Annotated in this window: 13 protein-coding genes; 8 read left to right on the top strand and 5 right to left on the bottom strand. The window is 62.3% G+C overall.

All coding sequences use genetic code 11. From position 1 onward, the window contains the following. Positions 1-256 precede the first annotated feature (256 nt). On the bottom strand, positions 257-2,902 hold the full coding sequence (locus tag JQ597_RS36705; RefSeq protein ID WP_212270251.1) for an EAL domain-containing protein: 2,646 nt from the start codon (positions 2,900-2,902) through the stop codon (positions 257-259). A 323-nt stretch (positions 2,903-3,225) separates the two neighbouring features. Then, positions 3,226-3,768: a tetratricopeptide repeat protein gene (locus JQ597_RS36700; protein WP_212270250.1), complete on the bottom strand. Its 543-nt coding sequence runs from the start codon at positions 3,766-3,768 to the stop codon at positions 3,226-3,228. Between the two features lie 325 nt (positions 3,769-4,093). Between JQ597_RS36700 and JQ597_RS36695 the strand changes: the two genes are divergently transcribed. Continuing rightward, positions 4,094-4,360, top strand: a complete 267-nt coding sequence (locus JQ597_RS36695; protein ID WP_212270249.1) for a His-rich protein BRANT — start codon at positions 4,094-4,096, stop codon at positions 4,358-4,360. A 206-nt stretch (positions 4,361-4,566) separates the two neighbouring features. Beyond that, positions 4,567-4,989 (top strand): hypothetical protein, encoded by a 423-nt coding sequence (locus tag JQ597_RS36690; protein WP_212270248.1) that lies wholly within the window; start codon positions 4,567-4,569, stop codon positions 4,987-4,989. A gap of 15 nt (positions 4,990-5,004) precedes the next feature. Here the strand turns inward: JQ597_RS36690 and JQ597_RS36685 are convergent, their stop codons facing one another. Next, positions 5,005-5,550 carry a MarR family winged helix-turn-helix transcriptional regulator gene (locus tag JQ597_RS36685; protein WP_212270247.1) on the bottom strand — a complete coding sequence of 182 codons (546 nt, stop codon included), beginning with the start codon at positions 5,548-5,550 and terminating at the stop codon, positions 5,005-5,007. A gap of 149 nt (positions 5,551-5,699) precedes the next feature. Here JQ597_RS36685 and JQ597_RS36680 point away from each other — a divergent pair, with 149 nt between their 5' ends. The 3 genes from JQ597_RS36680 to JQ597_RS36670 all read left to right on the top strand — a co-directional run bounded on the left by JQ597_RS36680 (position 5,700) and on the right by JQ597_RS36670 (position 8,244). Beyond that, on the top strand, positions 5,700-6,746 hold the full coding sequence (locus JQ597_RS36680; RefSeq protein ID WP_212270246.1) for an alpha/beta fold hydrolase: 1,047 nt from the start codon (positions 5,700-5,702) through the stop codon (positions 6,744-6,746). A gap of 352 nt (positions 6,747-7,098) precedes the next feature. Further along, entirely contained in the window at positions 7,099-7,812 is a 714-nt protein-coding gene (locus JQ597_RS36675; protein WP_212270245.1) for an outer membrane protein, read from the top strand. A 192-nt stretch (positions 7,813-8,004) separates the two neighbouring features. Further along, a complete protein-coding gene (locus JQ597_RS36670; RefSeq protein ID WP_212270244.1) occupies positions 8,005-8,244 on the top strand; it encodes a hypothetical protein in 240 nt (79 codons plus the stop codon). Between the two features lie 93 nt (positions 8,245-8,337). Here the strand turns inward: JQ597_RS36670 and JQ597_RS36665 are convergent, their stop codons facing one another. Beyond that, complete coding sequence (locus tag JQ597_RS36665; RefSeq protein WP_212270243.1) at positions 8,338-8,601, bottom strand: hypothetical protein; 264 nt, start codon at positions 8,599-8,601, stop codon at positions 8,338-8,340. Positions 8,602-8,809: 208 nt separating this feature from the next. On the opposite strand from JQ597_RS36665, the gene JQ597_RS36660 reads away from it, so the two are divergent. From JQ597_RS36660 to JQ597_RS36650, 3 genes are all read left to right on the top strand, one after another. Next, positions 8,810-8,920, top strand: coding sequence for a glucose transporter (locus JQ597_RS36660; protein WP_212270242.1), 111 nt, complete (start codon positions 8,810-8,812; stop codon positions 8,918-8,920). Positions 8,921-9,021: 101 nt separating this feature from the next. Further along, a complete protein-coding gene (locus tag JQ597_RS36655; RefSeq protein WP_212270241.1) occupies positions 9,022-9,390 on the top strand; it encodes a hypothetical protein in 369 nt (122 codons plus the stop codon). Then, positions 9,387-10,235, top strand: a complete 849-nt coding sequence (locus tag JQ597_RS36650) for an alpha/beta fold hydrolase (protein WP_212270240.1) — start codon at positions 9,387-9,389, stop codon at positions 10,233-10,235. The genes JQ597_RS36655 and JQ597_RS36650 overlap by 4 nt, the downstream gene beginning before the upstream one ends. Before the next feature lie 117 nt (positions 10,236-10,352). On the opposite strand, the gene JQ597_RS36645 is transcribed toward JQ597_RS36650, so the two are convergent. Beyond that, positions 10,353-10,763: a hypothetical protein gene (locus JQ597_RS36645; RefSeq protein WP_212270239.1), complete on the bottom strand. Its 411-nt coding sequence runs from the start codon at positions 10,761-10,763 to the stop codon at positions 10,353-10,355. Positions 10,764-11,020 lie beyond the last annotated feature (257 nt).

The following is an 11,020-nucleotide window of genomic DNA, read 5'->3' as shown; positions in this document are numbered from 1 at the left end:
AGCCATTGCGCAGGGAAGGCCGGGTGTTCTCCGCTGCCCTGTATGCTCGTGTGCACTTTGTTTTGTGCAAACCGCACGCGAGACCGCGGGTGCAGCGCGCACCCGGTCTTCCCTGCGCCCTCTCATTTCGAGGGTAAGGAATTTCTGGGCAAAGCTCGGGCGCGATGCGCGGCGAGAATGCGAAACTGCGTTTTGGATGATGGTGCAACAACATACACTGCCGTCGTCCCGGCGTACGCCGGGACGACGCGTGGCTTTACGAATTCCGGCCCGACGATACGCGCGGCGAAGCCTCATCCGACGGCCGGGCAAGCGATTTTCCGACGCGTCGCAGCATCCTGCTCGCCTGCGCGGCGCTATGGTCGAGCAGCCAGCGGCCGAACGCGTCGGGCGACAGCGCACGGGCGTAGAGAAATCCCTGCACCACGTCGCATCCAAGTTCGGTCAGCAAATTCAGCTGTCCGTCGCTTTCGACGCCTTCGGCGACGACGGTGAGGTGCAGGCTCTGGCCAACGCGAACCACCGATGTGACGATCGCCAGCGCGCTGGGGTCGCTCTCGACGTCGTGCATGAAGCTGCGGTCGATCTTCAGCTCGCGGATCGGCAGATGCGCCAGCCGGCTCAGGCTCGAATAGCCGATACCGAAATCATCCAGCGAAAGGCCGACCCCGAGGTCACGAAGCGCGTGCATCGTCTCGATCGCAACCGAGCGCTCGTTCATGATCACGCCTTCGGTGATCTCGAGCATCAGCACTTCCGGCGGCAGGTCATGGTCTGCGAGAATCCCGGCGACCGCTGCGGCCAGGTTCGGATTCTGGAAATTGATCGGCGACAGGTTGACCGACACGCAGGGGATATCCACGCCGGCCGCACGCCACTCCGCCATTTGTTGGCAGGCCTCGCGGAGCGACCACATGCCGATCTGTTCGATCAGTCCGCACTCTTCGGCGAGCGGGATGAACTTCGAAGGCGAGACTTCGCCGAGCACGGGATCATACCAGCGCGCCAGCGCCTCGACGCCGTAAATGCCGCCGTCGCTGGTCCGGATCTGCGGTTGATACTGCAATTGCAGAACGTCGTTTGCGAGCGCGCGCCGCAGCGCCGCGCTGTGGGCCAGCCGCTGTTCGGCCAGCCGGTCCATGTCGGCGCTGAAGAAACGAAACGTGGAGCGGCCGGCCTGCTTGGCCTTGTACATGGCGGCATCGGCCTGCTGGATCAGCGTATCGATATCGGTGGCGTTGTCCGGATACATGCTGATGCCGATGCTGGCGGACATCGCGACCTGCTTGGCGCCGATCTGAATCGGATTGACCAGCGCCTCCGTCAATCGCGACGCCATCAGCGAGGCTTCGGCCGCGTTGCGGTTCGGCAGCACGATCACGAATTCGTCGCCGCCGAGGCGCCCCAGCATGTCGCCCGGCTGGATCTGCGCGCGCAGGCGCTGGGCAAATCCGACCAGCAATTCGTCGCCGGCCGAGTGTCCGAGCGTATCGTTGACGTCCTTGAAATTATCGATGTCGAGAAACGCCAGCGCAACGTGCCCTCCGTCGGCGCAGGCGTTGGTCGCCTCAAGGATCAGATCGCGCAGGCGCGCGCGGTTCGGCAGGCCGGTCAGCATGTCGTAATAGGCGAGCCGCGCGATCTGGGCGCGGGCCTCCTTGCGCTCGATCGCGAGCCCGCCGAGATCGACGCAGGCGTCGACGATCCGCTGATGCCAGCGGCTGGGCGCGCGACATTCCCGGTAATAGAACGCGAAGGTCCCGATCACGCGCCCGTCCTTGCCCTTGATCGGCGTGGACCAGCAGGCGCGCAGGCCAACCTCGAGCGGGCGGGTCTTGAACGGCTGCCAGCGCGGGTCGGTGTCGATGTCCTCCGCCAGCACCGGCTTGCCGAAATAGGCCGCGGAGCCGCAGGAGCCGATGTTCGGACCGATCGCGACGCCGTCCAGCGCCCGCGAATAGTCCTCGGGAAGGCTGGGGCCGCCGAGCGGGTGAACCAGTCCGCCGGCGTCGATGTGAAGCAGCGAGGAGACGACGTCAGGCGCGATCTCTTCAACGCGCCGGCAAAGCCGGTCGGCGATGTCGGCGATCGGCATTTCATCGGCCAGCGCGCTCATGATCAGCTGCTGCAGCGAACGCAGCTGCTTGGTCTCGGAGATGTCGGTCAGCAGGGCGAACATGTAGTTGGACCGTCCGCGGCCGTCACGGAACGTCTTGACGTTGGCCGAAACCCAGATTTCGTCGCCGTTCTTGTCGTAGGCGAGGACTTCCTCTTCGCCGCCGGCTTCCTCGCCGACCCAGCGTCGCAGCCTGGCCAGCGTCCTGCGGTCGGTATGGCGGCCCACCAGCAGTTCGCCTGCCTGCCGGTCCTTCGCCTCTTCAAGCGAGTACCCGAACATTCCCGTAAACGCGGCATTGGTGTAGACGACCCGCAGATTGCGATCGGTGACGACGACGGCGCGGCTGGTCCGGTCGGCGACCAGCGAGAGCAGGGCCAGCCTTTCACGCCGGGCGACCTCCTTGGTGATGTCCCGCACGAATGCGATGGTGCGGCATTGACCGTCGATCTCGATGTTCGAAAGCCAAAGCGCCACACGAACCCGGCTGCCATCCTTGCGCGCGATCGTGATCTCGGCGGTGCGTCCATGTGGAACGTCGTTGCGGCTCACCTGGTCCGAGGCCGGGGTCGCGACATGATGATGCTGCAGGTCCTTGAGCCCGAGATCGCCGACATGGCAGCCGAGCGCTGCTGCGCGGTTGAGCCCGAAGATCAGCTCGGCCGCGGCGTTGCAATAGCTGACGTGAAGCTCGCGATCCAGGATCAGCACGGCGTCGTTCGCCCGCTCAAGCGCGGCCAGCAGAACGTCCGGCGTTTCGGCCACGGGGTAATCGCCTGTGCTCATCATCCAACCCTGATACCCGCCTGGAGCCCATCGGGGCCTTGGTCCGATAGGGCGGCGGCGTCATTTTGGTGAAAAGCCTAGGGAGCATGGGTGTTGAAATGGTTCTTCGATCCCGCCCCGGCTGGCGGAAAGAGATCATCCTTAAGGATTCGCTAATAAATATCCGAAGCAACCGGCCCCAGCGGCCAGGCTGCAGCGCAATTTCCGTGTGCCTGGCAGAAAAAGGAAAGGTGCCGGCGGCGGATCGCGTCGGCACCCATCCATTTTCGTATGCTTGCTCGTATTCTTGCGCCCCCCGCCACGAAGCGAGGGCCGTTGACGGCTCAGTAAACCAGACCGGTTCCCGGCGGCTTTTCGAGCGCTGCGGCGAGCGAGCGGTATTCCTCGCTCGAGGTGCCGGCAAGCGCCGCGATCTTGTTCAAATGGTATTGCGCGGATTCGCGGTTGCCCTGTTCGACCTGCCACAGGCCGTAATATTGCCAGGTCTTGACGTGGGTCGGATCGGCCTTGAGCGCGCGCTCGTACCAGATCTGCGACACCTTGTAGTCGCCGAGCTGGCGATAGGAGTAGCCGATCAGATTGGCGACCGCGGCGCTGTCGTCGCGGCCGAGCGCCTTCAACTGTTCGATCGCCGAGGCGTAGTCGTGGCGATCGTAGATCGCCGCATAGGCGGCGCGATAACCGGTTGCAAATGCGGCTTCCTGCGTGCTCGGGCGCACTTCGCTGGATTTCTTCTTCTTGGCCTTTTGCGCCGGCGGCGGCGGATCGTTGTCGGGTGCGGCGTAGACCACGCTGACGACGGGAGCCGCCGTTAGCGCCAGCGTCAACATCGCCAGCGTCAGAAGCCTAATAGCAAGTTTGGTCATGCGTCTCTCCAGTTGAACAGATCAAGAAACCCGACTTCGAGAAAATCAGTAGAAAAGGATGGTGCCATCCATCCTATACCGAAGCTCGTTGATTTGAACACCTGGCGGTTGGGAACATTCCCAAACGCTTAATGCCATTCCCGTGATTTTTGCGCTGCGGCCGTATTGCGCTGGGAACATGACGAAGATGTCATGCAGATGAATGAAGTCCGGCGTCGCGCTTCACGACGGGTTCAGCGCGTGGTCGCTAGCGTCGTCTGCATGATCAGCGAGGGGTCGGTCACGTGGCCGGAGAGTCCTGCGATCCATGGAAGAGGAGACAACCATGTTCAAGACCATTTCCGCAGCGCTGCTTGCCGTATCGGTTCTCGCCGCACCCGCACTGGCCGGTTCGCCCGGAAAGACCATGCACGCGCCGATCAGGGCGGAGCAGGCGAATGCGAATTTCTTCAATGCCAATGCGCGGATGGGCCGCCATCACCACAAGCATTATCGCCACCATCATCGCCACCACAAGCACATCGGCTTGCTGAAGACGCACACCACCCCGAAAGTCGTGATCAAGCACGTTCCGCACGGCAAGCGCGGCTGATAACTGATCCGCGGGCGCGGTTCGATCCCATTGCCCCCGACGCGCCGGCGGGTATCAGGCCAGCCCACGCGCCATTGCTTCCCCAATGGCCGTGGGTTGGCGCCGTTTTCAGCGGTCCAATCCGGGCGCGATAACCGAGTTGCGAATTCCATTTCGGCGCCGCCCGGTCTAAGAGATAGCCTCGGGGGCAGGTGGAAGACTTACGCTTGGGGACATCAGCAAAATTTGCGGCGACCGTGTTGCTGCCGATCGTGCTCGCGGCCTGCGCGGGCAGCGACGAGGTCAGGAGCATCACCTATACCGACGACCGCGGCGTCTCCAATCAGCCGTTTCCCAACAATTACAAGGGCGAGATAGTCTCGTTCATGAAGACCTATCTCAACAATCCGGTCGGCGTGCGTAACGCCGTGATGGCGGAGCCGATACAACGCGTCGTCGGGGGACGGCTGCGTTACGTCAGTTGCCTGCGCTTCAGCCCGCGCGATTCCGACGGCAATTACGCCGAACCGCGCGAACGCGCGATACTTTACGTCGATGGCCGGCTCGACCGCATTATTGAAAACGCCAGTGAGCCCTGCGCCGGTGCGGTCTATGCGCCATTCCCCGACCTGGAAAAGATGGCGCGGTAGCGATCAGCGCTCAGGTTACGCGCGTTGCTTTGCCGCCGCGGGAGAGGGGCTTGCCGACGCGCCGGTCGGCTTATCCTGCATTGATTTGATCAGGTTGTTGCGCACCGTGACCACCGCCTTCTGCAGCTTGGGGAATTCCTCCGGTGAAAGCCCGGAAGCCTTCACCAGATTCCTTCCTCCGAGTTTTTCGCGGAGGCCGCGCCCGGCCTCGGTCAGGCTGACCAGCACCTGGCGTTCGTCGGCGGCATCGCGCTGCCGGCGCAGATAACCCATGGTCTCGAGCTTCTTCAGGATCGGGGTCAGCGTGTTGGATTCGAGAAACAGCTTTTCGCCGAGACTTGAAACCGTCTGATTGTCGTTTTCCCACAACGCCACGATCGCAATGTATTGCGTGTAGGTGAGGCCGAGTTCATCGAGAAGCGGTTTGTAGGCCCGGCCAAAGGCGAGGTTGGCCGAATAGACCGCAAAGCACAGGAAGTCGGCGAGCTTGGGATCCGATGGCCGGGGATCCGCAGACGTTGGGCTCGACGATGTTGGGTTCGAAGACTTGGTCGGTTTCATCCTGATGCTCCCGGACACACCTGATCGTGACGTCCGGTGAGCATATATATCGGATACGATTAAATCGGAAGGGTTGACATCAGGATTTATGACGCTAATTAGATCGCGTTCGAATAAATCGTATTCGACGCATCTCGAAGGAGACCCAAATGTCCGACACCATCAACCTTGGTCGCCGCCGTTTTCTTGGCGCCGCGGCCACGACGCTGGCAGCCGCCCAGTTCGCCCTTGCTGGTCCGGCCGGCGCCCAGTCCGGTAACGCCAAACCGGTGACGGCGATCAAGCCTGGGACGCACACGTCGTTTCCTGCCATCAAGCAGGTCAATGCCGGCCTCCTCAATGTCGGATACGCCGAAGCAGGACCCGCCGATGGTCCCCCGGTCATCCTCCTGCACGGCTGGCCTTACGACATTCACGCCTTCGTCGACGTCGCGCCGATCCTGGCCTCGGCCGGCTTCCGGGTGATCGTCCCGCATCTGCGCGGCTACGGCAGCACGCGGTTTCTCTCCAGCGACACGCTCCGCAACGGCCAGCAGGGCGCGCTCGCCGTCGACGTCATTGATCTGATGGATGCGCTCAGGATCGAGAAGGCGGTCATCGCCGGCTTCGACTGGGGCGCGCGGACCGCCGACATCGTCGCGGCGATCTGGCCGCAGCGGGTCAAGGCACTCGTCGCGGTGAGTGGCTATCTGATCGGCAGCCAGCAGGCCAACAAGGCGCCGCTGCCGCCGAAGGCCGAGCTTTCGTGGTGGTACCAGTATTATTTCACCACCGAGCGCGGCCGGGCCGGCTATGAGAAATACACCAGCGATTTTGCCCGGCTGATCTGGCAACTGGCTTCGCCGAAGTGGAATTTCGACGACGCGACCTTCGAGCGCAGCGCGGCCTCCCTCGACAATCCTGATCAGGTCGCCATTACGATCCATAATTATCGCTGGCGGCTCGGCTTGGCCGAGGGCGAGGCGAAATACGACGATCTGGAGAAGCGGCTCGCCGCGTTTCCGGTAATCCAGGTGCCATCAATCACCCTCGAAGGCGATGCCAATGGCGCCCCGCACCCCGATCCTGCCGCCTATGCCAAGAAGTTCTCAGGCAGATATGCACACCGCCTGATCACCGGGGGCATCGGGCACAATCTGCCCCAGGAGGCGCCGCAGGCGTTTGCCGAGGCGGTGATCGAGGTCGCCGGCTATTGAGCCGGGACGGGCTTCCGGGAGCCTGAAATCGGGCATCCCGGAAACCCCGAATGGCGCTCTCTAGCGGCGGATCCTCCGGCTTAGCGGAGGGTCCTCCGGCTCGAAAAGATGAACGGAATTCAATCACTTTTTGGCGACCCTTGAACCTTGCCTTAGTTATCTCCGACATCAACAAAGCGGGATACCCGCCAGTTAACGCAGGAAAAAACCTTATATGCGAGGGAACTAAAGCGCTTTGTTGCCGCGCCGTCACAGTTGATCACCGTCAGGTGCTCCGGCATTGCCGCAAAGCAACCTAATTGAGGTCACGTTGTTTGGCTTGATGACGGAACGCTAGTCACGGGGAATGAAGATGAAAAAGATTTTGCTCGGCGCTGCCGCGCTGGCCGCAATGGCGGCTCCTGCTTTCGCGGCGGACATCCAGCCTCGCCCTTATACCAAGGCGCCGGCCTACACCGCGCCGGCGCTCGTCTATAACTGGACCGGTTTCTACATCGGCGGCCACGTCGGCGGGGCCTTTGCGGGCACCGACTCCCTGCAAAGCAGCGACGCGCGCTTCCTCGGCGGTGTGCAGGGCGGCTTCGACTACCAGTTCGCGCCCAACTGGGTGGTGGGTGCCGAAGCCCAGTACAGCTGGCTGAACGGCGGCAGCAATAATGGCGTGCTGTTCCCGGGCGGTACGCTGGTGACCAGCAATACCGACCAGCTCGGTTCGGTGACCGGCCGGGTCGGCTACACCTGGGGTCCGGCGCTGCTCTACGCCAAGGGCGGTTATGCCTGGCGGGACGGCAACAATCTCGGTGTCACCGTGGGCGGCCTGCCGGCGGGCTTTACCACCAACGGCAACCGCAAGGACGGCTACACGGTCGGCGGCGGTCTCGAATACATGTTCGCGCCCAACTGGTCGGCCAAGGCCGAGTACCAGTATTATGATTTCGGCAAGACCACCTTCACGGCTGGCCCCGCCGACATCACCGGCCAGAGCTTCCGGAACGACGAACACACCGTCAAGGTCGGCGTGAACTACCGGTTTGGCTGGGGTGGCCCCGCGGCCTCCAAATACTGACGGGCTTGCTACGTAACCAGGCGAGAAAAGGCCGGCGGGAAGCCGGCCTTTTTGTTTTCAGGAGGCGCTGCAGGAGGGCACGAACGGCTATCCGCAGCTGTTGGCACCCTGCAAAAAATAATTTTCGCGGTGCACGCAACTTTTTGTCATCTTCGGCTATTATGATCCAATCGGCTGGTTGGACAATCAAACATGCGTGCTTTTGCGTTAGGGCTGATATTTTCCGCAGCGTCGCTGCCATGCTTTGCCCAGACTGTCCTGAAATCAGAACCGCTCATCCTTGCTCCCTATGAAATCGCCTTCGTGCAGGACGCCAACTGTCCGGTCGGGAAGGTGCTCAAGGTGACCGGCGCGATCAGGGGACTGAACCGTCGCAAGGCTTGCGTCGTGCTCGCCTCGGAACAGGCTTCACTGGCAGCCGCGACGCCTTAAGAAGGCGATCGTTCGATTTTTTCCTCCGGCCGTAAGGCGGGGCTGGTCGCCTGCGCCTCTATCTCCGCCAGCAATACCCGCGAAGCGGCTGCGTCAGGCCGCTTTCGAACCCAACTGCAGCACCGATCGGGCGTCGCGCTCGGCCTCGGCCTTGTTGCGCGCCGGATCTTCGTCCGGGTCCGGCTGGCAGGGCCTGATTTCGTAGTCATTGTCCAGCACCGGTCGCGGTTCGGATCTTTCCTCATCGGAAACCGCATCGACCACGAGCCCCGACTGTCGGGCCAGCCTCCAGACATCGGCCTCGGTCGGATAGGCCTTGCTCAGCTTGGCCTCTTGGCAGAACAGCGCGTAGGGCATGCAGGGGGGCTCCAAGAAAAACGGTCAACGTTGCAGCCCCATTTGGGTTTCAGGCTTGGCTGCTATGCCATTCCTTCAGAGCTCGGGAAGGCAAAAATGGTCCGTTTCGGCGGTATTTTGGCGGAGTCCCTGAGTCGTAAACGAGTCATGAATCCCGGAAAAAAGAATCCCCGAGACTCCTCGGCTAGAATCGCTGGATGTTTCGGCCATGAGAACGATCCTCCAGACCCACTCCTGCCAGCGTGTCCAACTCACGCTCACGGTCGCGCTGCTGGTGGCTTGCGCGGCCAACGTCGCGCTGGTCTGGGCGTGGCTTTAGCAGGCGGGAGTGATTGACCGCGCGACCAATCCACCCATCATGCAACTCCAATGGTTCGGGCTGTGAAGCGGCCTGACGACATTGCAGAGACGGGGACGGGAATGATCGAGACGCTGCAAGCGCGGGTCAATGGCGATGCGGGATTGGTCCGGCGCGGCCGCTATCTCACGACCTGCTTTCTACTTGAGGTCGGCCAGTCAGCCTTTCTGATTTCGATCCATGAGGGCCGAATCGTATCGGTGACGCCAGGGCCGCTGGTGATGCCGTCTTCGGCCTTCGCGCTTCGCGCCTCCGAGGAGGAATGGAAGAAATTCTGGAGCGAGCGCCCGCCGCCGGGCTCCAACGATTTGCTGGCGCTGATCAAGCGGCGCGTGCTGAGGGCCGAAGGCGATCTGCAGATCTTCATGGCTCATCTGCGTTACTTCAAGGAAGCGCTGGCCAAGCTCCGCGCTACGGGAGCCGCCGCATGAGCGCGAGGTTCGAGCCTATCGTCGGCCGCTACATGCATCTGGAATTGTTCGGCCGGCCGCACCGCATCTATGTCGAGCAAGCGGGCGAGGGCACGCCGTTACTGTGCCTGCACACCGCGGGCAGCGATGGCCGGCAATACCGCGCGCTGATGAACGACGCGCGCGTCACCTCAAAACATCGCGTGATCGCCTTCGACATGCCCTGGCACGGCAAATCCTCGCCGCCGGCTGGCTGGCACGAGGAGGAATACCAGCTGACCTCGGCGCAATACACGACCATGGTCCTGGAAATTTCAGCGGCACTCGAGCTCGACAAGCCGATCCTGATCGGCTGCTCGATCGGCGGCCGCATCGCGCTGCATCTGGCGCTCGAACACCCCGAGCGCTTTCGCGCCATCATCGGCCTGCAGGCCGGCGCGCATGTCGATCCCTATTACGATTTGAATTTCCTGCACCGGCCGGATGTGCATGGCGGCGAGGTCTGCGGCGCCATCGTCTCCGGACTGGTGGGCCCCGATGCGCCGGACAGCGAGCGCTGGGAAACGATCTGGCACTATATGCAGGGCGGGCCCGGCGTCTTCAAAGGCGATCTCTATTTCTACAAGCTTGACGGCGACATCCGCGGCCGCGTCGCAGAGATCGACACCGGGCGTTGTCCGCTGTTTCTGCTGTCCGGCGAGTATGATTACTCCTGCACCCCGGAGGAGACGCTTGATGTGGCGAACAGCATCAGGGGTTGTGAAGTCACCATCATGAAGGGGCTCGGCCACTTCCCGATGAGCGAAAATCCGGAGCTGTTTCTGACGCACCTGCTGCCGGTGCTGGAGAAGATCGGCAGGGCCTAAAGGGTTTTCAAGCGAAGTGGATTCCGGTTCGCGTTAAGAAAACCCGTCAAACAAAAGGACCTGAAACAAAAGGACCTGAAACCAGAGGACCTGAAACCAGAGGACCTGGGCGAACGGCTATTTGCCCCGCGGCGGCGGTCCGGTGTCTTCGTGCAGCGCGGCGTGGACCTTGGCCATGGTGGCGCTGCAATAGGCCTCGCGCTCGCGGTTGAAGCGCTCCTGATGCGCGCGGAAATTGGCGACACGGGCGCGGATCTCGGACTGGAAGTCGACCTTGGGCTCGGGACGTGCGCTCTGGACCGGCTTCGGCGGCGCGACGGAGATGGTTTCAGCCAGCATCGCCTCGATGTCAGGCATCGACACCGCGGGCGTGGCTTTGGGCACGTCAAAGCTAGCGGGCGCTTCCGGGCTTACGAAAGAGGCCGGATTCGCGAGGAATTGCGCGGCGTCCGGCTTCTTTCCGGTCACCGATTGCACGAATGCCATCGTCTGCGCGATCAGGAGGTCGCGTTCTTTCATCCATTTCATCGCACACCTCAGCCTAAATCATTCCAGCAAAAGGCCTTTGTGGAATCAAGTGCAAGTGTTGAACTTGGCTAATGAGGGCATTCGATTTGCCGGCGAGGTGACAAAAGGGCGACACAACAGTGGGGATACGCTGCGTAGCGCCTCCGCCAGCGGGTATCGGGGCGCCGCTGGGCCCAGACACAAAATGGCGAAACCACCCCATGCAAAGCAGAATAGGCAACTCGCAGCCCGGGTGTACCTTGCGTAAGGCATGAGGA

This window comes from Bradyrhizobium sp. AUGA SZCCT0177 (assembly GCF_018130125.1).
GTDB lineage: Bacteria > Pseudomonadota > Alphaproteobacteria > Rhizobiales > Xanthobacteraceae > Bradyrhizobium.
This window is presented reverse-complemented; position numbering and strand designations above follow the sequence as displayed.

What these genes read in the sequence shown, in the direction of transcription:
- JQ597_RS36650 (WP_212270240.1), top strand. Translation starts at nt 9,387, where the DNA reads ATGAGCGCGAGGTTCGAGCCTATCGTCGGCCGCTACATGCATCTGGAA.
- JQ597_RS36685 (WP_212270247.1), bottom strand. Translation starts at nt 5,550, where the DNA reads ATGAAACCGACCAAGTCTTCGAACCCAACATCGTCGAGCCCAACGTCT.
- JQ597_RS36660 (WP_212270242.1), top strand. Translation starts at nt 8,810, where the DNA reads ATGAGAACGATCCTCCAGACCCACTCCTGCCAGCGTGTCCAACTCACG.
- JQ597_RS36655 (WP_212270241.1), top strand. Translation starts at nt 9,022, where the DNA reads ATGATCGAGACGCTGCAAGCGCGGGTCAATGGCGATGCGGGATTGGTC.
- JQ597_RS36670 (WP_212270244.1), top strand. Translation starts at nt 8,005, where the DNA reads ATGCGTGCTTTTGCGTTAGGGCTGATATTTTCCGCAGCGTCGCTGCCA.
- JQ597_RS36680 (WP_212270246.1), top strand. Translation starts at nt 5,700, where the DNA reads ATGTCCGACACCATCAACCTTGGTCGCCGCCGTTTTCTTGGCGCCGCG.
- JQ597_RS36665 (WP_212270243.1), bottom strand. Translation starts at nt 8,601, where the DNA reads ATGCCCTACGCGCTGTTCTGCCAAGAGGCCAAGCTGAGCAAGGCCTAT.
- JQ597_RS36645 (WP_212270239.1), bottom strand. Translation starts at nt 10,763, where the DNA reads ATGAAATGGATGAAAGAACGCGACCTCCTGATCGCGCAGACGATGGCA.
- JQ597_RS36695 (WP_212270249.1), top strand. Translation starts at nt 4,094, where the DNA reads ATGTTCAAGACCATTTCCGCAGCGCTGCTTGCCGTATCGGTTCTCGCC.
- JQ597_RS36675 (WP_212270245.1), top strand. Translation starts at nt 7,099, where the DNA reads ATGAAAAAGATTTTGCTCGGCGCTGCCGCGCTGGCCGCAATGGCGGCT.
- JQ597_RS36705 (WP_212270251.1), bottom strand. Translation starts at nt 2,902, where the DNA reads ATGAGCACAGGCGATTACCCCGTGGCCGAAACGCCGGACGTTCTGCTG.
- JQ597_RS36700 (WP_212270250.1), bottom strand. Translation starts at nt 3,768, where the DNA reads ATGACCAAACTTGCTATTAGGCTTCTGACGCTGGCGATGTTGACGCTG.